The organism is Pseudomonas hygromyciniae, assembly GCF_016925675.1.
In the GTDB taxonomy this organism is placed as follows: domain Bacteria; phylum Pseudomonadota; class Gammaproteobacteria; order Pseudomonadales; family Pseudomonadaceae; genus Aquipseudomonas; species Aquipseudomonas hygromyciniae.
On the sequence record NZ_CP070506.1, the window covers coordinates 5,677,519 to 5,696,233 of the forward strand.

General features: G+C 61.7%; 16 protein-coding genes. 11 read left to right on the forward strand and 5 right to left on the reverse strand.

From position 1 onward, the window contains the following. The first annotated feature begins 114 nt into the window (after positions 1-114). The 5 genes from JTY93_RS25695 (at position 115) to JTY93_RS25715 (ending at position 4,986) form a co-directional block, all read left to right on the forward strand. Complete coding sequence (locus JTY93_RS25695) at positions 115-1,542, forward strand: coniferyl aldehyde dehydrogenase (protein WP_029300620.1); 1,428 nt, start codon at positions 115-117, stop codon at positions 1,540-1,542. Positions 1,543-1,570: 28 nt separating this feature from the next. Continuing rightward, positions 1,571-2,116 (forward strand): hypothetical protein, encoded by a 546-nt coding sequence (locus JTY93_RS25700; RefSeq protein ID WP_057960896.1) that lies wholly within the window; start codon positions 1,571-1,573, stop codon positions 2,114-2,116. Between the two features lie 57 nt (positions 2,117-2,173). Next, complete coding sequence (locus tag JTY93_RS25705) at positions 2,174-3,769, forward strand: GMC family oxidoreductase (RefSeq protein ID WP_154907070.1); 1,596 nt, start codon at positions 2,174-2,176, stop codon at positions 3,767-3,769. 239 nt (positions 3,770-4,008) lie between these two features. After that, a complete protein-coding gene (gene coaD, locus JTY93_RS25710; protein ID WP_003176711.1) occupies positions 4,009-4,488 on the forward strand; it encodes a pantetheine-phosphate adenylyltransferase in 480 nt (159 codons plus the stop codon). A 246-nt stretch (positions 4,489-4,734) separates the two neighbouring features. Next, positions 4,735-4,986: a YfhL family 4Fe-4S dicluster ferredoxin gene (locus tag JTY93_RS25715; protein ID WP_003213796.1), complete on the forward strand. Its 252-nt coding sequence runs from the start codon at positions 4,735-4,737 to the stop codon at positions 4,984-4,986. Between the two features lie 124 nt (positions 4,987-5,110). Here JTY93_RS25715 and mutM read toward each other — a convergent pair whose 3' ends face one another. Together mutM and JTY93_RS25725 are read right to left on the reverse strand one after the other, a co-directional pair. Beyond that, entirely contained in the window at positions 5,111-5,923 is an 813-nt protein-coding gene (gene mutM, locus JTY93_RS25720; protein WP_057440389.1) for a bifunctional DNA-formamidopyrimidine glycosylase/DNA-(apurinic or apyrimidinic site) lyase, read from the reverse strand. A gap of 21 nt (positions 5,924-5,944) precedes the next feature. Continuing rightward, the gene (locus JTY93_RS25725; protein WP_169991609.1) at positions 5,945-6,757 is read right to left on the reverse strand and encodes an HDOD domain-containing protein; all 813 of its coding nucleotides are present in this window, start codon (positions 6,755-6,757) and stop codon (positions 5,945-5,947) included. Between the two features lie 296 nt (positions 6,758-7,053). On the opposite strand from JTY93_RS25725, the gene JTY93_RS25730 reads away from it, so the two are divergent. The 3 genes from JTY93_RS25730 (at position 7,054) to ilvD (ending at position 11,802) form a co-directional block, all read left to right on the forward strand. Beyond that, positions 7,054-8,250, forward strand: coding sequence for a class I SAM-dependent rRNA methyltransferase (locus JTY93_RS25730; RefSeq protein WP_032858839.1), 1,197 nt, complete (start codon positions 7,054-7,056; stop codon positions 8,248-8,250). 245 nt (positions 8,251-8,495) lie between these two features. Further along, positions 8,496-9,656 carry an MFS transporter gene (locus tag JTY93_RS25735; protein WP_205475982.1) on the forward strand — a complete coding sequence of 387 codons (1,161 nt, stop codon included), beginning with the start codon at positions 8,496-8,498 and terminating at the stop codon, positions 9,654-9,656. A gap of 304 nt (positions 9,657-9,960) precedes the next feature. Further along, positions 9,961-11,802, forward strand: a complete 1,842-nt coding sequence (gene ilvD, locus JTY93_RS25740; RefSeq protein ID WP_029300604.1) for a dihydroxy-acid dehydratase — start codon at positions 9,961-9,963, stop codon at positions 11,800-11,802. A gap of 190 nt (positions 11,803-11,992) precedes the next feature. Here the strand turns inward: ilvD and JTY93_RS25745 are convergent, their stop codons facing one another. After that, positions 11,993-13,051 carry an HAD family hydrolase gene (locus JTY93_RS25745; RefSeq protein ID WP_375373133.1) on the reverse strand — a complete coding sequence of 353 codons (1,059 nt, stop codon included), beginning with the start codon at positions 13,049-13,051 and terminating at the stop codon, positions 11,993-11,995. Positions 13,052-13,293: 242 nt separating this feature from the next. On the opposite strand from JTY93_RS25745, the gene JTY93_RS25750 reads away from it, so the two are divergent. Beyond that, positions 13,294-14,685: an L-cystine transporter gene (locus tag JTY93_RS25750; RefSeq protein WP_205475981.1), complete on the forward strand. Its 1,392-nt coding sequence runs from the start codon at positions 13,294-13,296 to the stop codon at positions 14,683-14,685. Between the two features lie 149 nt (positions 14,686-14,834). Here the strand turns inward: JTY93_RS25750 and JTY93_RS25755 are convergent, their stop codons facing one another. Beyond that, entirely contained in the window at positions 14,835-15,347 is a 513-nt protein-coding gene (locus JTY93_RS25755) for a dihydrofolate reductase (protein ID WP_205475980.1), read from the reverse strand. A 69-nt stretch (positions 15,348-15,416) separates the two neighbouring features. Between JTY93_RS25755 and JTY93_RS25760 the strand changes: the two genes are divergently transcribed. Continuing rightward, positions 15,417-16,796, forward strand: coding sequence for a DUF2868 domain-containing protein (locus JTY93_RS25760; RefSeq protein ID WP_205475979.1), 1,380 nt, complete (start codon positions 15,417-15,419; stop codon positions 16,794-16,796). Then, a complete protein-coding gene (locus JTY93_RS25765) occupies positions 16,789-18,159 on the forward strand; it encodes a DUF3482 domain-containing protein (protein WP_205518959.1) in 1,371 nt (456 codons plus the stop codon). The genes JTY93_RS25760 and JTY93_RS25765 overlap by 8 nt, the downstream gene beginning before the upstream one ends. Here JTY93_RS25765 and JTY93_RS25770 read toward each other — a convergent pair. Beyond that, a complete protein-coding gene (locus JTY93_RS25770) occupies positions 18,141-18,698 on the reverse strand; it encodes a hypothetical protein (RefSeq protein ID WP_205475977.1) in 558 nt (185 codons plus the stop codon). The genes JTY93_RS25765 and JTY93_RS25770 overlap by 19 nt on opposite strands. Positions 18,699-18,715: the final 17 nt, after the last annotated feature.

The window sequence follows — 18,715 nt, forward strand, 5'->3', positions numbered from 1 at the left end:
TCTTACGGTCTATCCTTGCCAGGATAAAACTGCATGTTGCAGCGAAGGCATTTGACAAAATAGAGTAATGACTCTAAAAACGCAGGTATTCCAATAACAATCGGGAACTGCGTCATGTCTGCCAACGTTGCTTACTTGCAAGATTCCCAGGCGCTGGACCAACTCCAGGACCTGTTCGCTGCCCAGCGCCGCGCCTACGCAGCCAACCCGATGCCACCGGCGGCGCAACGCCAGCAGTGGCTCAAGGCCTTGCGCGACCTGCTCAGCGACGAGCGCCAGGCGCTGATCGAGGCCATCAGCAACGATTTCAGCCATCGCAGTGCCGACGAAACCCTGTTCGCCGAGCTGATGCCCAGCCTGCATGGCATCCACTACGCCAGCAAACACCTCAAGGGCTGGATGAAACCGTCGCGCCGCGCTGTAGGTATAGCCTTCCAACCGGCATCTGCCAAAGTGATCTATCAACCCCTGGGGGTCATCGGGGTGATCGTGCCCTGGAACTACCCGCTGTACCTGGCTATCGGCCCGCTGGTCGGTGCGTTGGCGGCAGGTAACCGGGTGATGCTCAAGCTCAGCGAATCCACCCCGGCCACTGGCCAGTTGCTCAAGAACCTGCTGGCGCAAATCTTCCCCGAAGACCTGGTGTGCGTGGTGCTCGGCGAAGCCGAAGTGGGCATGGCGTTTTCCAAACTGCCTTTTGATCACCTGCTGTTCACCGGCGCCACCAGCATCGGCAAGCACGTCATGCGCGCCGCCGCCGAGCACCTGACTCCGGTCACTCTGGAGCTGGGCGGTAAATCCCCGGCGATTGTCTCGGCGGATGTGCCGCTCAAGGATGCCGCCGAACGGATCGCCTTCGGCAAGGCATTGAATGCGGGGCAGACCTGTGTGGCGCCGGACTATGTGCTGGTCCCCGAGGATCGGGTGGATGGCTTCGTCGCGGCCTACACCCAGGCGGTACGCGGGTTTTATCCGACCCTGGCCGATAACCCGGACTACACCGCCATCATCAACGAGCGACAACTCGCCCGGCTCAATGCCTACGTCAAGGACGCCACCGACAAAGGCGCGACCCTTGTGCCGCTCTACGACCAGGGCCAGGCCCGGCGCATGGCCCATAGCCTGCTGCTGAACGTCAGCGATGAAATGACCGTGATGCAGGACGAGATTTTCGGCCCGGTGCTGCCCATCGTGCCCTATCGCGGGATCGACCAAGCCTTCGCCTACATCAACCAGCGCCCTCGCCCACTGGCGCTGTATTACTTCGGCTACAACAAGGCTGAACAGAATCGCGTACTCCACGAAACCCATTCCGGCGGCGTGTGCCTGAACGACACCCTGCTGCATGTGGCCCAGGACGATATGCCTTTTGGCGGCATCGGCCCTTCGGGCATGGGCCACTACCATGGCCATGAAGGTTTCCTCACCTTCAGCAAGGCCAAGGGCGTGCTGATCAAACAACGCCTGAATGCGGCCAAGCTGATTTACCCGCCGTATGGCAAAGCCATCCAGAAACTGATCCAGAAGCTGTTCGTGCGCTAAAACCGTTATCACTGGGACAACAATAAAAATGAACCCTAGCCTGACTGAATCACCTGCGCTGTCGCGGCGCGGCGTCTTGAAAATCGGCCTGTGCGCCAGCGCCTTCCTGGCGACTGCAGGCCTTGGTGCCAGCCTCAGCGGCTGCTCCAGCAGCACCCCCGCCAGCGGCTTTGCCATGCTGCGCAACAGCGACCTGCCGTTTTTGCGCGCGGTGATCCCAGTGTTGCTAGAGGGCGCGGCCAGCGCCGAGGTCGTGGCGGCGGGTATCGAAGACACCCTGAAAAAACTCGATTACAGCCTGCAGCACCTGTCGCCGGAGATGTTCAAGCTGACCCAGCAGTTGTTCGACGTGCTCGGCATGGCCGTCACCCGGGGTCCACTGACTGGCATCTGGGGCAGTTGGGAAAACGCCAGCAGCGAGCAGATCCGCAACTTCCTGCATCGCTGGGAGAACAGTTTCCTCAACCTGCTGCGCATGGGCCAGGGCTCGCTGCTCAAGCTGGTGATCATGGCCTGGTACTTCCGACCCGAGTCCTGGGCCCATTGCGGGTACCCCGGGCCACCGAGGATCTAGCCTGGGTAACCCACATTGATAGCCACTCCGTAGCCAAAACAATAAGAGAACAAGCTGATGCCCGTACCTGATGTGTTCCGCGATGGCATGGCCCGCGGCTGGAAGACCCATAACGGCGCTGCCCTCGACCAGGACCTGACGCTGGAAGCCGATGTCGCAATCATCGGCAGCGGCGCAGGGGGCGGCACTACCGCAGAGATTCTCAGCGCCGCTGGCTACAAGGTGCTGCTGATCGAAGAAGGCCCGCTCAAGACCAGCAGCGATTTCAAGCTGCTGGAAGACGAGGCCTACGCCAGCCTGTATCAGGAAGGCATCGGCCGCATGAGCAAGGACGGCGCCATCACCATCCTGCAGGGCCGCGCCGTGGGCGGCACCACGCTGATCAACTGGACTTCGAGTTTTCGTACACCGGACCCGACCCTGTCCCACTGGGCCAGTGAATACGCGGTCAAAGGCCATAGCAGCGCCGAGATGGCGCCGTGGTTTGAAAAGATGGAGCAACGCCTGGGCATCGCCCCCTGGGCCCTGCCGCCCAACGCCAACAATGACGTGATCCGCAAAGGCTGCGAAAAGCTCGGTTACAGCTGGCACGTGATCCCACGCAACGTGCGCGGCTGTTTCAACCTGGGCTATTGCGGCATGGGCTGCCCGGTCAACGCCAAGCAATCGATGCTGGTGACCACCATTCCTTCGACCCTGGAGCAAGGCGGCGAGCTGCTGTACCTGGCCCGCGCCGAACGCCTGAAGTTCAGCGGCGACACCATCACCAGCCTCGAATGCGTGGCCATGGATGCGCGCTGCGTAGCGCCCACCGGCCGTAAGATCACGGTCAAAGCCAAGCATTACGTACTGGCCGGCGGCGGCATCAACAGCCCGGCACTGCTGATGCGCTCGGACGCACCCGACCCACACTCGCGCCTGGGCAAGCGCACCTTCCTGCATCTGGTGAATTTTTCTGCGGGGTTGTTCGACGAAGTGATCAACCCGTTCTATGGCGCGCCGCAGTCGATTTACTCTGATCACTTCCAGTGGCAGGACGGCACCACCGGCAAAATGTCGTACAAGCTCGAAGCACCGCCCTTACATCCGGCCCTGGCCAGCACCTTGTTCGGCGGTTACGGCACGCAGAACGCCCTGGACATGAGCCAGCTGCCCAAGACTCACGCGATGCTGGCGTTGCTGCGGGATGGCTTCCACCCCGACAGCCAGGGCGGCAGCGTCGGTCTGCGCGGTGATGGCACGCCGGTGCTCGACTATGAGGTCTCGCCCTACGCCTGGGACGGCCTGCGCCGGGCCTTCCACAGCATGGCCGAGATCCAGTTTGCCGCCGGCGCCAAGTCGGTCAAGCCGCTGCACCATGACGCGCGCTACGTCAGCACACTGGCCGAGGCACGCAGCCTGATCGACGGCCTGAACCTGGAACTGCATCGCACCTGCCTGGGGAGCGCCCATGTGATGGGTGGTTGCGCCATGGGTGAAGAACCGAAAAATGCCGTGGCCGACAGCCTTGGGCGGCATCACCAGTTGCGTAACCTGTCGATCCACGATGGCTCATTGTTCCCCACCAGCATCGGCGCCAACCCACAATTGTCGGTGTATGGCCTGACCGCACAACTGGCGACAGCACTGGCCGAGCGTCTGAAAACAGCATGAAAAACCGATTATGCCCCCCTGTAGGAGCGAGCTTGCTCGCGAAGATCGTCAACGATAACGCAGCGCTATCAGACAGCCCGCGGTGCCTATGGGTTCTTCGCGAGCAAGCTCGCTCCTACAGGGGGTTCATAGGGGTATTCGCGGTGTCTATAGTGCTTTCTTCTGAATAAGTTGACTTGGCCGACCGGGATGGCTGCGATACCATCCGGTTCCCCAACGGACTCCGCCAGGACGACGCGATGAACCGAGTGTTGTACCCAGGTACCTTCGACCCGATTACCAAAGGCCATGGCGATCTGGTCGAACGCGCCTCGCGCTTGTTCGACCATGTGATCATCGCGGTCGCTGCCAGCCCCAAGAAAAACCCACTGTTTCCTCTGGAACAGCGTGTGGAGCTGGCCCGCGAGGTCACCAAGCACCTGCCCAACGTTGAAGTGGTGGGCTTTTCGACGCTGCTGGCCCACTTTGCCAAGGAGCAGAATGCCAATGTGTTCCTGCGTGGCCTGCGTGCGGTGTCGGACTTCGAGTATGAATTCCAACTGGCCAACATGAACCGCCAACTGGCGCCGGACGTAGAGAGCCTGTTTCTCACGCCGTCGGAGCGTTATTCGTTCATTTCCTCGACGTTGGTCCGAGAGATTGCGGCGTTGGGCGGTGATATCACCAAGTTCGTACACCCTGCGGTGGCGGATGCGCTGACTCTGCGCTTCAAGAAGTAATGTGGCGAGGGGGCTTGTCCCCCGCTGGGCTGCGAAGCAGCCCCAAAACCAGCGCCTGCAGTCAACCTGGCGTAACTCGGTGGACCTTGTTGGGGCTGCTTCGCAGCCCAGCGGGGGTGCCCCCTCGCCACAAGCAGTCCACTTCAGCCGCAGGTCATGTCCGCTCGCACTGCGGGCGCCAATGCGGCACAATTGCGCGCATTAGTTTTCCAGATGCCTTGGCAGAGTGCCCTGGCAGGAGTTTCCATGTCCCTGATCATCACCGACGATTGCATCAACTGCGACGTCTGCGAGCCCGAGTGCCCGAACGCTGCCATTTCCCAGGGTGAAGAGATCTACGTGATCGACCCCAACCTGTGCACCCAGTGTGTCGGCCACTATGACGAACCCCAATGCCAGCAAGTGTGCCCGGTCGATTGCATTCCGCTGGATGAGGCACACCCTGAGACTGAAGAGCAGTTGATGGAGAAGTACCGGTTGATTACCGGCAAGGCCTGAGACCTTGTGGTGGCTGGGCGGGCCTCATCGCAGGCAAGCCAGCGCGCACATTTGAAGGTGTCCACAAGTCAAAATGTGGGAGCGGGCTTGCCCGCGATAAGGCCAGCCGCAGCGCCCGCGGTCTTCAGCTCTGGCACTTAGGGCAAAACACACTCGCCCGCTGCCCCAGCATCACGTTGCGCAATTCGCTCCCGCAGACCTTGCACGCCTCGCCCCCACGCCCGTAGACAAACAGCTCCTGCTGGAAATACCCCGGCTGCCCGTCGCCGCCAATAAAATCACGCAAGGTCGTACCGCCACGCTCGATAGCGGCCGCGAGGATGCGTTTGATCTCGATCGCCAGCTTCAGGTAACGCCCACGGGAAATGCCCTTGGCTTCCCGGCGCGGATCAATCCCGGCGGCAAACAGCGCCTCGGTCGCGTAGATATTGCCCACGCCCACCACCACCGCGTTGTCCATGATGAACGGCTTGACCGCCATGGAGCGCCCACGGGACAGCTGGAACAGACGCTCGCCGTCAAACAGGTCGGTCAACGGCTCCGGCCCCAGGCGCAGCAGCAACTCATGGTTATGCGGGTCCTGGCTCCAGAGCATCGCGCCAAAGCGCCGGGGGTCGGTGTAGCGCAGGGCCAGGCCCGATTCCAGCTCGATATCCACATGCTCATGCTTGGCCGCCGGCAGACCGACTTCCACCAGGCGCAGATTGCCCGACATACCCAAGTGACTGATCAAGGTGCCGACTTCGGCGTTGATCAGCAGGTACTTGGCCCGCCGCTCCACCAGCACGATGCGCTGCCCGGACAGGCGCACATCCAGGTCTTCGGGGATCGGCCAGCGCAGGCGCCGCTCACGCACCACCACGCGGCTGACCCGCTGGCCTTCCAGGTGCGGCGCAATCCCGCGCCGGGTGGTTTCGACTTCTGGCAGCTCAGGCATATTCGTCTCGCGATAAAAAGGTTAGTGCGCGCCCAGCTCGCGGATCGACAACTTCAAGCTCTCGAAGTCGTAGTCCGACAGGCCCACGTAATCCAGGACCAGATGGCCGATGCTCTCCCACTCATGGTCAACCGTCTGGTTGCCCAGTACCCGATAGGACGCGCAGATATGCTCGGCCATTTTCAGGATCGCCAGCAGGTTTTTCAGCGGGCTGTTGCGCGCCGACTCATCGCTGAAAATCGCCAGGGCGTTATGGTGGTTGGCGATGGCGTTGGTCACATGCTCAGGCAGGCGCCAGGACTTGGCGGTGTAATAACCCACCACCGCGTGGTTGGTATGGAACGCGCGGTTCTCGGTGTCGACCACCCGGCAATCAGGCCCGGCCTTGGCGTAGGAATCTTCCAGCACGCTCATGTAGTCCGGGAACCGCTTGAGCATCAGCGGCACGCCACAATCGTGGAACAGCCCCAGGGCGTACGCTTCGTCCACCGCCTGGGAGCCGGTGCGCTTGGCCAGGGTCAGGCAGGTCATCGCCACATCCTGGGCGGTGTCCCAGAATCGGTTGAGGGTGACGATAGTGTCATCGCTCATCTCGCCCTTGATCGACTGGGCGTTGATCAGGTTGACGATGGAGCGGCTGCCCAGCAGGTTGACCGCGCGCTGGATCGAGGCAATTTTGTTGCTCAGGCCGTAATACGGCGAGTTGACGATTTTCAGCAGCGAGCCGGACAGGCCGGGGTCCTGGGAGATCAACCGCGCAATCACCTCCAGGTCCGGGTCGGGCATGTACTGCTCCATCTGCAAATCCACCATGATTTGCGGTTGAGGCGGCACGCTGATGCCTTGCAGGGCCTGTTGGATCTGTTCGGCGGAAAGCTCTTGGGACATAGGTACATACTCTGGGCTAGGCGGCGATTCTAACCCCGATGGGAACCTGACCGACACCTCAAAAGCCGGATTGGAGACCGAAGCAAAATGTGGGAGCTGGCTTGCCTGCGATGGCATCGCTGCGGTGCGACAGACAGACCGAGTCGCCTGGATCGCAGGCAAGCCAGCTCCCACATGTCCGGCGGCGCGGCCAACAACGACACAACACGCTATACTCCCGCTCTTTTTTCCGGAGCGACGTCATGTCCCTGCCAAGCCTGCGTCTCAAAGCCAACGCCGATCGTCGTTTGCGCAACGGCCACCTGTGGGTCTACAGCAACGAAATCGATGTGGCCGCCACCCCACTCCACGGCTTCCAGGCAGGCGACCAGGCCATCCTCGAAGCCGCCGGCGGCAAGACCCTGGGCATCGTGGCCATGAGCCCGAACAACCTGATCTGCGCGCGCCTGCTGTCGCGCGACATCAAGTTGCCTTTGGACAAGTCGCTGCTGGTGCACCGCCTCAACGTCGCCCTGTCCCTGCGCGACCGCCTGTTCGACAAGCCGTTCTACCGCCTGGTCTACGGCGATTCCGACCTGCTGCCGGGCCTGGTGGTCGACCGTTTCGGCGACATCCTGGTGGTGCAGATCGCCTCGGCGACCATGGAAGCCCATAAAGAAGACGTGATCGCCGCGCTGACCCAAGTGCTCAAGCCCAGCGGCATCCTGTTCAAGAACGATTCTGCCGCACGCGACGCCGAAGGCCTCAACCGCTACGTCGAAACCGTGTTCGGCCTGGTACCGGAGTGGGTTGCGCTGGAAGAAAACGGCGTGAAATTCGAAGCCCCGGTGATCCAGGGCCAGAAGACCGGCTGGTTCTACGACCACCGCATGAACCGCGCACGCCTGGCGCCGTACGCCAAAGGCAAACGCGTCCTCGACCTGTACAGCTACATCGGCGGCTGGGGCGTGCAAGCTGCAACGTTCGGCGCCAGTGAAGTGTTCTGCGTCGACGCCTCGGCCTTCGCCCTCGACGGCGTCGAGCGCAACGCCGCGCTCAACGGCGTCGCGGAGAAAATGACCTGCATCGAAGGCGACGTGTTTGAAGCGTTGAAAGAACTGAAAGCCAGCGAAGAGCGCTTCGACGTGATCGTCGCCGACCCACCGGCCTTCATCAAACGCAAAAAAGACATGAAAAACGGCGAAGGCGCCTACCGCCGCCTCAACGAGCAAGCCATGCGCCTGCTCAGCAAGGACGGCATCCTGGTCAGCGCCTCCTGCTCCATGCACCTGCCGGAAGACGACCTGCAAAACATCCTGCTGACCAGCGCCCGCCACCTGGACCGCAATATCCAGATGCTCGAACGCGGCGGCCAGGGCCCGGACCACCCGGTGCACCCGGCGATTGTCGAGACCCGCTACATCAAGAGCATTACGTGCCGGTTGTTGCCCAATAGCTAAGTAACACAGATCAAAGGTGGGAGCGGGCTTGCCCGCGATAGCGGTGTATCAGTTACAGATTTTTAATCTGTTACACCGCTATCGCAGGCAAGCCAGCTCCCACATTTTTTTGTGCTGTATCAGAAAGATTTTTCCTACCGTCGCAACCCACACGAGCCCAGGAAACTTCCGCCAACGGTTTTGATTGAATTCCACTTTTCGCAGACTAGTATCGGTTTCTGGTTTTACTCCGGAAAACAAAAACAATGTCTGGGTCCACCTTCTCCCGCTTTATCCTCATCACCTGCATTTCCCTGATCAGCTTCTTCCCGATCAATATCCTGCTGCCCTCTTTCCCCGCACTGGCAAACCGCTTCGACACGCCCAGCGCAGATATCGCGCTGTCCATCGGCCTATTCACCCTTGTTTTTTCCATCTCCCAACTGATCGCTGGCCCGCTGTCGGACAAATGGGGGCGCAAGGAAGTGCTGATTGGCTGTATCAGCCTGTCGATCCTCGGTGCCATCGGTTGCGCACTGGCGCCGGATTACCTGAGCTTCCTGCTGTTTCGCAGTGTGCAGGCCATGGGCTGTGGATTTTTCGTGCTGGGCCACGCGCTGGTGGAAGACTTGTTCGACGAACAAGACCGCGCCCGCGTACGCCTGTATTACATGACCCTGAGCGGCTCGTTTGTCGCGCTGTCACCGCTGATCGGCTCCTGGCTGCAAACCACCTTCGACTGGCAAGGGAGCTTTTATGGGTTTGCGCTCATGGCATTGGGCATGTTGATCCATGCGTTTTGCATCCTGCCGCCCAAGGCTACCAGCCCGCACCGCGCGCCCGTCTCGATCCTGGGCACGCTCAAAGCTGTCGCCGCCAATCGCGACTTCCTGCGCTACTGGTGGATCGCCGCCCTGGTGTTTGCCTGCTACTTCGCCTTGATCAGCGTGACACCGCTGATTTTCATGGATGCGTTGAAACTGTCCGAATACCAGTACGCGCTGGTGCTGATGGTGTACGGCGTGGCCTACCTGCTCGGCGGCGTGGCGGCTTCGTACCTGCAAAAACGCATATCGCTATCCCGGCAGATCAATATCGGCCTCGGGTTACTGCTCGTCGCCGGCGTGCTGCTAACGCTGATCGTCAGCGTTGACGCCATCACCACCGTGACCCTGCTCATCCCGATGCTGATCAGTGCACTGGCGGTCACCCTGGTGCGGCCCGCCGCGATTTCCGCAGCGATGCTGTTGTTCTCAAGCAGCGCGGGCACCGCTGCATCAGCGGGGAACAGCATCATGTTCCTCACGGCCGCCATCAGTAGTGCAGCCTTGGCACAAACCGGAACGCATCTGCTGCTGACCATTGCGGTCAGCTTCATCGTGTTCAGCCTCTGGGGCTGGTTGACGAATTTACGGGTCGGGCGCTAACGCTTTCCCCTGTAGGAGCGAGCTTGCTCGCGAAAAACCAACAGGCACCGCAGGCCTCTCGATGGTGCTGCGTTATCGTTGACGTTTTTCGCGAGCAAGCTCGCTCCTACAGGAAGTCGGTGTAGAATCGGCCCTATTCATCGCCAGTCATCCCCCGGCGGGTTTATGAGCTCAAGGCCAATGCGCACGGCGATCCCGTCACGTTTGCGGCAACTTCCGGACACCAGGCCCATTTTTCGGGTGTTCCAGACGTCAATAGAAGCTCACTCCCCTTTGATTCCTGATTAGCCGCCCGGAGTGCTCCATGCCAGATTACCGCTCGAAAACATCCACCCACGGCCGTAACATGGCCGGCGCGCGCGCTCTGTGGCGTGCCACGGGGATGAAAGATGACGACTTCAAGAAGCCGATCATCGCGATTGCCAACTCGTTCACCCAGTTCGTACCGGGCCATGTCCACCTCAAGGACCTGGGCCAACTGGTCGCCCGTGAGATCGAACGCGCTGGCGGCGTGGCCAAAGAGTTCAACACCATTGCCGTGGACGACGGCATCGCCATGGGCCATGACGGCATGCTGTATTCCCTGCCGAGCCGCGAGATCATCGCCGACTCCGTGGAGTACATGGTCAACGCCCACTGCGCGGACGCCATCGTGTGCATCTCCAACTGCGACAAGATCACCCCCGGCATGCTGATGGCCTCCCTGCGCCTGAACATCCCGGTGATCTTCGTCTCCGGCGGCCCGATGGAAGCCGGCAAGACCAAGCTCGCCTCCCACGGCCTGGACCTGGTGGACGCCATGGTCATCGCCGCAGATTCCAGCGCTTCTGACGAGAAGGTCGCGGAATACGAGCGCAGCGCTTGCCCAACCTGCGGTTCGTGCTCCGGCATGTTCACCGCCAACTCGATGAACTGCCTGGTGGAAGCCCTGGGCCTGGCCTTGCCGGGCAATGGTTCCACACTGGCGACCCACAGCGACCGCGAGCAGTTGTTCCTGCAGGCCGGCCGCACCATCGTCGAGCTGTGCAAGCGTTACTACACCGAGAACGATGAGTCGGTATTGCCGCGCAATATCGCCAACTTCAAGGCGTTCGAAAACGCCATGACCCTGGATATCGCCATGGGCGGTTCCACCAACACCATCCTGCATTTGCTGGCCGCCGCCCAGGAAGCCGAGATCGATTTCGACCTGCGCGATATCGACCGCCTGTCCCGCAACGTGCCGCAACTGTGCAAAGTCGCGCCGAACATCCAGAAGTACCACATGGAAGACGTGCACCGTGCCGGCGGGATCTTCTCGATCTTGGGTTCCCTGGCCCGTGGCGGCCTGCTGCACACCGACCTGCCGACCGTGCACAGCAAGTCCCTGGCCGAAGGCATCGCCAAGTGGGACATCACCCAGACTGACGACGAAGCCGTGCACACCTTCTTCAAGGCTGGCCCTGCCGGGATCCCCACCCAGACGGCATTCAGCCAGTCGACCCGTTGGGACACCCTGGACGACGACCGTGAAAACGGCTGCATCCGTAGCGTCGAGCACGCCTACTCGCAAGAAGGCGGCCTGGCCGTGCTGTACGGCAACATCGCCCTCGACGGCTGCGTGGTGAAAACCGCCGGCGTGGACGAGTCTATCCATGTGTTCGAAGGTCGCGCCAAGATCTACGAAAGCCAGGACAGTTCGGTGCGCGGCATCCTTGCCGACGAAGTCAAAGAAGGCGACATCGTGATCATCCGCTACGAAGGCCCCAAAGGCGGCCCGGGTATGCAGGAAATGCTCTACCCGACGTCGTACCTCAAGTCCAAGGGCCTGGGCAAAGCCTGCGCACTGCTGACCGATGGTCGCTTCTCTGGCGGTACGTCCGGCCTGTCCATCGGCCACGCTTCGCCAGAAGCTGCCGCCGGCGGCGCGATTGGCCTGGTACAGGATGGCGACAAGGTGCTGATCGACATTCCGAACCGCTCGATCAACCTGTTGATCAGCGATGAAGAACTGGCCGCACGCCGGGTTGAGCAGGACAAGAAAGGCTGGAAACCGGTGGAGAAGCGTCCGCGCAAAGTCACCACCGCGCTGAAAGCCTACGCCCTGCTGGCCACCAGTGCCGACAAGGGTGCGGTGCGTAACAAGGCCATGCTCGACGGCCTGTAAGCCCCGCCCATAAAAATGCCCCGCCAAGTGCGGGGCATTTTTTTGCCTGCTAAAAACACCAGAACACTGAAGATCAAAATGTGGGAGCGGGCTTGCTCGCGATAGCGGTGGGTCAATTGATAAATATTTGACTGACACTCCGCCATCGCGAGCAAGCCCGCTCCCACATTGGTTGATCGCGTTTAACCTGTTACTGGATTTCGTCGGGTTTGACGATCACCCAGTTCTTGTCCGCCGTCACCGGCAAGCCTTCTTTGGCCTGGGCCGCAGCGTGCTTGGCGATCATGCCGTTGAGTTGGGTCATGTACTTGTCCTTGCGGTTGATCCACAAATGGATGCCGCCCTTGGCCACGTCCACATCGTGGAACAGCATGTAGCCGTCGCTGGTGGGGGTGTCGCCGCCGACCAGTACCGGTTTTTTCCATTCGTCGATGTAGGTGAGGATCGCCGCGTGCTTGCCTGCCATCCAGGTTGCCGGGGTCCACAGGTAGGGGGTCAGCTCCAGGCCCAGGTTGGCTTTTTCGTCATATTTGCCGGCGCTGATCTGCTTACGCGCGGTGGTCAACTCGCCGGTCTGGCGGTCCTTGAGCAGGGTGGTGACGCCAATGACGTTCTGCGGTTTGACGTTGTAGCCGTACTTGGGATCCGAGGCGACCATGCGCACCAGCTCTTCAGAAGCCGCCGTCATCACATACACGTCGATGCCGTTTTCCATCAGCTTGTTGTACAACTCGGTCTGGCCGGTGAAGATTTTCGGTGGCTGCACCTCCATGTTCTTCACCACATCGCCTTCGAAGTAGGTGACCGGCACCGGCTTGCCGGAGGCCATCAGCTCATCGACGTAGCCCTTGAGTTCTTTGAGGGTGAAGCCAGAGAACACCTGGGCGACCCACGGGTAGCAGACCATGTCGTCCACTTCGCACAGGCGATAGTAGTAACTGAACAGACTTTCCTTATGGTCGGCGGTGTCTTTGAACGGCATAAGCTTGAGCGACGGGTCGAGACTGTCACGGGTGATCAGGCCCTTGTTTTCCATGTACGGCAGCAGCGACTCTTCGAGGTCGAAGCGGTAGCTGGTGTTGTCCATGTCGAATACCGCGTAGTTACCCTTGTTGGCGTTGGCGATGATCATTTCATTGAGTTGCTTGGCGGCGGGGGCCGGCCAGTGTTTCAACTCGGTGGCGGCCATGACCTGGCTGGCAAGCCCCAGGCATAGCGCGGCGGCAAACAGTCTCGGCGCGAGCTTCATGTGCGTTTTCTCCCTGAGTGAAAGGCACCCACGCTAGCAAATCTGTATGACAACCCCCGCCACACGCACGACCGACGGCGTCCTGATTCCGTCACCCACGTACACAGGAGCGTCAAAGCCTTATTCCAAAAACGACGGTCGCCATTCCATCTTGTTATTAATTCATTAGATATCAAGCTGTTAGGCTTGCCGGTTCGCAATCGCTGGCTCACGCGATTGGCAGCCTTCTACTCGGAGCTTCAATGAATCTGCCACTGATTCTCAACTTACTGGTGTTTCTCGCCCTTTTGCTGGGCCTGGCCCAAACCCGCCGCACCCAATGGAGCCTGGCTAAAAAAGTCCTGCTCGCCCTGGTGCTCGGGGTGATCTTTGGTGTGGTCCTGCACACCATTTATGGTGCCGGCCACCCGGTGCTCAAGGCCTCGATCAGTTGGTTCGACCTGGTGGGCAATGGTTATGTGCAACTGTTGCAGATGATCGTGATCCCGCTGGTGTTCGCCTCGATCCTCAGCGCCGTAGCCCGCCTGCATAACGCAGCCTCCCTGGGCAAGATCAGCTTCCTGACCATCGGTACGCTGCTGTTCACCACCGCCATTGCGGCGCTGATCGGTATTGGCCTGACCAACCTGTTCGGCCTCACCGCCGAAGGCCTGGTGGCCGGTACCCAGGAACTGGCGCGCCTGCAGGTGATCCAGAGTGACTACGCGGGCAAGGTCGCCGACCTGAATATCCCGCAGTTGCTGCTGTCGTTCATCCCACAGAACCCGTTCGCCGACCTGGCCCGAGCCAAGCCGACGTCGATTATCAGTGTGGTGATCTTCGCCGCATTCCTGGGCGTTGCCGCGCTGCAACTGCTCAAGGACGACGTGGAAAAAGGCCAGAAAGTGATCAACGCCATCGACACCCTGCAAGCCTGGGTGATGCGTCTGGTGCGCCTGGTGATGAAGCTGACCCCTTACGGCGTGATGGCGCTGATGACCAAAGTGGTCGCCAGCTCCAACCTGCAAGACATCATCAAGCTCGGCAGTTTCGTGTTGGTGTCCTACCTGGCGCTGGGGCTGATGTTTGTAGTCCACGGCGTGCTGCTGTCCCTGGCCGGGATCAACCCGCTGCGTTTCTTGCGCAAGGTATGGCCGGTGTTGACCTTTGCCTTCACCAGCCGCTCCAGTGCGGCGAGCATCCCGCTGAGCATCGAAGCGCAGACCCGCCGCCTGGGCATCCCGCAGTCCATCGCCAGCTTCGCCGCCTCGTTCGGCGCGACGATTGGCCAGAACGGTTGCGCCGGCCTGTATCCGGCGATGTTGGCGGTGATGGTGGCGCCGACCGTGGGCATCAACCCGTTGGACCCGCTGTGGATCGCAACCCTGGTGGCAGTCGTGACCCTGAGTTCGGCTGGTGTGGCGGGCGTGGGCGGCGGTGCGACGTTTGCCGCGCTGATCGTGCTGCCGGCCATGGGCTTGCCGGTGGCGTTGGTGGCGTTGCTGATTTCCGTGGAGCCGCTGATCGATATGGGCCGTACGGCGTTGAACGTGAATGGTTCGATGACGGCGGGGGCGATTACCAGCCAGATCATGCAGCAGACCGATAAAGAATTGCTCAATGCCGATGAGCATCCTGAGTTGGCGCAGGCCTGAAGCCCCCCCCTGTGGCGAGCGGGCTTGCCCCGCGCTGGGCTGCGTAGCAGCCCCAGTAAGCCGAGTGCGGTGTATCAGATACTCTGTAGCGGCTGGTTTTGGGGCTGCTTCGCAGCCCAACGCGGGGCAAGCCCGCTCGCCACAGAGATTTAGGCCTTTTCCCAGACCTCGAAGTTGTACGCCGGCTTGTCGCCTTCTGCCGGATTCTGCACATTCGACACCAGCTTCCACCGGTTCAAGTCAAACTCCGGAAACCACGCATCCCCCTGCGGGCTCAACGCAACCCGCGTCAAATACAGGCGATCCGCCTGCTCCAGCCCCTGCGCATACAGTTGCGCGCCGCCGATCAGCATCAGCTCATCCACGCCCTGCTCCAGCGCCCAGGCTTCGGCCCGTGCAATGGCGGCGTCCAGTGAAGGAAAAACTTGCGCACCTTCAAGCTTAAGATCGGTCTGACGGCTGACCACTATGTTCAAGCGACCCGGCAACGGTCGACCCAGGGAGTCCCAGGTCTTGCGCCCCATGATGATTGGCTTGCCCAGGGTGGTGGCCTTGAAATATTTGAAATCCCCCGGCAAATGCCAGGGCATGCTGTTGTCGACGCCGATCACGCGGTTTTCACCGAGGGCTGCGATCAGGCTTAAAGGGAGAGTTTTTTTCATGGCAACGAGAATACCAGAGGCGCGGGCCAGGGGTTATGCTCCAGGCTCACTGACACAACAGGACCGCGCGTGACAGCACTGAACCCTCTGCAAAAACTGTGGCTGACGGAAACCGTGCGCCTGCGTGAAGAACACGCTGGCCCCCTGGAAGACCAGGAAGCCAATCGTCTGGCCCGCAGCAATGGCGGCGACCTGCCGACACGCATTCAAAACCGGGCGCTGTGGCTGGCCGAGCGCGATGGCCTGAGCGCCGCCCTGCTGCACTGGCTGCAAGGTGCGCGCCTGGCGCTGATCGTGCTGATGGTGCTGGCCGTGGTCAGCGGCGCCGGCCTGGCGTTCGCCGCTCTGGGCAACGGCCTGGCCCCGGTCAATGTGTTCTGGGCCCTGGGCAGCCTGCTGGGCTTGAACCTGATCCTGCTGCTGAGCTGGGCCCTGGGCCTGGTGTTTGCCGGCGAACACAGCGCCAGCCTCGGCCGCCTGTGGTTGTGGCTCAGCGAAAAATTCGCCCGTGATGCCAAGGCCGCGCAACTGGCCCCGGCGTTGCTGTTGCTGCTGCAACGCCGCAAGCTTAATCGCTGGGCGGTCGGCGTGCTGGTCAATGGCCTGTGGCTGCTGGCGCTGTGCAGCGCGCTGGTGATCCTGCTGACGTTGATGGCCACCCGGCGCTACGGCTTTGTCTGGGAAACCACCATTCTGGGCGCCGACACCTTTGTCAGCGTGACCCAGGCCCTGGGCAGCCTGCCCGCGCTGCTCGGTTTCAGCGTGCCGACCGTCGAGATGATCCGCGCCAGTGGCGACTCGGCGCTGAATATCGAAAGCGCCCGCCAAGCCTGGGCCGCCTGGCTGGTGGGCGTATTGCTGGTCTATGGCCTGCTGCCCCGGCTGATCCTCGCCCTGCTGTGCCTGTGGCGCTGGAAACGCGGGCGCGCAGCCTTGGGCCTGGACCTCAACCTGCCCGGCTACGCCCACTTGCGCGAAGCCTTGATGCCCAGCAGCGAACGCCTGGGTGTCAACGATGCGGCTCCAGAACAGTTGCATCACGTCAGCGGCGGCGCCAGCGAACTGCACAGCGATGGCGCCCTGCTGGTGGCCATCGAACTGGATGACCAACACCCGTGGCCGCCCAAACTGCCGGCCACGGTCAAAAACGCCGGCATCCTCGACAGCCGCGAATCACGCCACAAACTGCTGGAGCAACTGACCCGCTTCCCCCCCGCGCGCCTGGTGATCGCCTGCGATCCACGCCGCTCGCCGGATCGCGGCAGCCTCGCGCTGATCGGCGAACTGGCCCGCAGCGCCAGTGCCACCCGGGTCTGGCTGTTGCAAGCGCCACCGGGCCAGGCGCTGGATGCCGAGCGCCTCGGCGATTGGCACACGGCTTTGCAGCAACTGGACCTGCCCTTCGCCGACTGCGCGCCTCTTATCTGGCTGGAGACTGGTCATGACTAAACCCCTGAAACTGGCGGTGGTCGGCCACACCAACGTCGGCAAGACCTCGCTGCTGCGCACCCTGACCCGTGACGTGGGCTTTGGCGAAGTGTCCCACCGCCCCAGCACCACCCGGCATGTCGAAGGCGCGCGTTTGTCGGTCGACGGCGAGGCGTTGCTGGAGCTGTACGACACGCCGGGCCTGGAAGATGCCATCGCCCTGCTCGATTACCTCGAGCGCTTGGACCGACCGGGCGAACGTCTCGATGGCCCGGCTCGCCTCGCCCGTTTCCTGGAAGGCAGTGAAGCCCGTCAACGCTTCGAACAGGAAGCCAAGGTGTTGCGTCAATTGCTGGCGTCCGATGCCGGCCTGTACGTGATCGACGCCCGGGAACCGGTGCTGGCCAAATACCGCGACGAGTTGCAAGTGCTGGCCAGTTGCGGCAAGCCATTGCTGCCCGTGCTCAATTTTGTCAGCAGCAGCGACCACCGCGAGCCGGACTGGCGCGAAGCCCTGGCCCGCCTGGGCCTGCATGCCCTGGTGCGCTTTGACAGCGTGGCGCCCCCCGAAGATGGCGAGCGGCGGCTGTATGAAAGCCTGGCCCTGTTGCTGGAAAGCTCACGACCTCAGTTGGAGCGGCTGATCCTCGACCAGGAGGCTCAACGCCAGGCGCGCCAGCAAAGCGCCGCACGCCTGATCGCCGAGCTGCTGATCGACTGCGCCGCGTGCCGGCGCAGCGTGGTCACGGAAGATGAACAGCAAGCCATCAGCGATTTGCGCAAGGCCGTGCGCCAGCGCGAACAACGGTGCGTCGAAGCCCTGCTCAAGCTGTTTGGCTTCCGCCCGCAAGACGCCGCCGCCAGCGACCTGCCGCTGCTGGATGGACGTTGGGGCGATGATTTGTTCAACCCCGAAACCCTCAAGCAACTGGGGGGTGCGGGTCGGCGGCAGGGATTGCGGCGGGGGGCTGCGGCCGGGGCCGGTGTGGACTTGCTGGTCGGCGGCCTGACCCTGGGCGCCGCCGCCCTCGCCGGAGCCATTGCCGGTGGCGCGCTGCAAACCGCCCGCAGCTACGGCAGCCGCCTGCTGGGCAAGATCAAGGGCCAGCGCGAACTGACCGTGGATGACAGCGTGCTGCGCCTGTTGGCCCTGCGCCAGCGCCAGTTGCTCAAGGCCCTGGACCTGCGCGGGCACGCGGCGATGCACAGCATCAAGGTCGATACACCGCAAGACAAGACCTGGCGCGAAGGCAAGCTGCCGGACGCCCTGCACAAGGCCCGCGCCCATCCGCAATGGTCGTCCCTCAACCCACAAGCAAAACCGGGCCAGGCGGAACGCCAGGAACAGATCGACACCTTGGCGCGTCAGCTCAATGACGCTTGACCAGCCTCATACCAATTGAAGCCCAGAAAAGTAGTACATAGCCGTCGGATCAACGCCTTGTCAGCGTTAATCGCCAGCGCATCGGGGTTCAGATCGCGCCGGTTAGGCGGCTGCGGCACGCTGTCGCCTTCGAGACAAGGAACGGTAAGCCCATACGCGAGCGAATCCTGGCAGGGCACGCCTGTGTGTTTGTGAAACTCCATCCTGACAGCGTCGGGCGCTGCACTTTGAGTGAAGTGCTCTGCGTAAATCACCAGCGTGCGCTGCCAGCGATTGCCGGTGTTAAACCAATTGAGCTGCAGGAAGGTATCGGCAAAAACGTCGAGCAGGCGCTTGTCCATCACATCGTTTTCGCCATCTCGATTGATATCCCCTGAACACAACACTTCCACTTGCCCATCGGCGCTGACATCAACGGCAATGGCCTCGTGCAGCATTTCGTCGGGCTCACCTGGCTGGCGACGGAAAAAATTCAGCACCACCGTATCGGCCTTGCCATTTCTGCTGCGGTCTTGGGCAGCCACTTTCAAAAAACGCATCTCGCATTGTTCCTGTT

Coding starts and splice junctions, on each gene's coding strand:
- JTY93_RS25705 (WP_154907070.1), top strand. CDS start 2,174: ATGCCCGTACCTGATGTGTTCCGCGATGGCATGGCCCGCGGCTGGAAG.
- JTY93_RS25750 (WP_205475981.1), top strand. CDS start 13,294: ATGAATCTGCCACTGATTCTCAACTTACTGGTGTTTCTCGCCCTTTTG.
- JTY93_RS25700 (WP_057960896.1), top strand. CDS start 1,571: ATGAACCCTAGCCTGACTGAATCACCTGCGCTGTCGCGGCGCGGCGTC.
- JTY93_RS25715 (WP_003213796.1), top strand. CDS start 4,735: ATGTCCCTGATCATCACCGACGATTGCATCAACTGCGACGTCTGCGAG.
- ilvD (WP_029300604.1), top strand. CDS start 9,961: ATGCCAGATTACCGCTCGAAAACATCCACCCACGGCCGTAACATGGCC.
- JTY93_RS25745 (WP_375373133.1), bottom strand. CDS start 13,051: ATGAAGCTCGCGCCGAGACTGTTTGCCGCCGCGCTATGCCTGGGGCTT.
- JTY93_RS25755 (WP_205475980.1), bottom strand. CDS start 15,347: ATGAAAAAAACTCTCCCTTTAAGCCTGATCGCAGCCCTCGGTGAAAAC.
- JTY93_RS25730 (WP_032858839.1), top strand. CDS start 7,054: ATGTCCCTGCCAAGCCTGCGTCTCAAAGCCAACGCCGATCGTCGTTTG.
- JTY93_RS25765 (WP_205518959.1), top strand. CDS start 16,789: ATGACTAAACCCCTGAAACTGGCGGTGGTCGGCCACACCAACGTCGGC.
- JTY93_RS25695 (WP_029300620.1), top strand. CDS start 115: ATGTCTGCCAACGTTGCTTACTTGCAAGATTCCCAGGCGCTGGACCAA.
- JTY93_RS25735 (WP_205475982.1), top strand. CDS start 8,496: ATGTCTGGGTCCACCTTCTCCCGCTTTATCCTCATCACCTGCATTTCC.
- coaD (WP_003176711.1), top strand. CDS start 4,009: ATGAACCGAGTGTTGTACCCAGGTACCTTCGACCCGATTACCAAAGGC.
- JTY93_RS25770 (WP_205475977.1), bottom strand. CDS start 18,698: ATGCGTTTTTTGAAAGTGGCTGCCCAAGACCGCAGCAGAAATGGCAAG.
- mutM (WP_057440389.1), bottom strand. CDS start 5,923: ATGCCTGAGCTGCCAGAAGTCGAAACCACCCGGCGCGGGATTGCGCCG.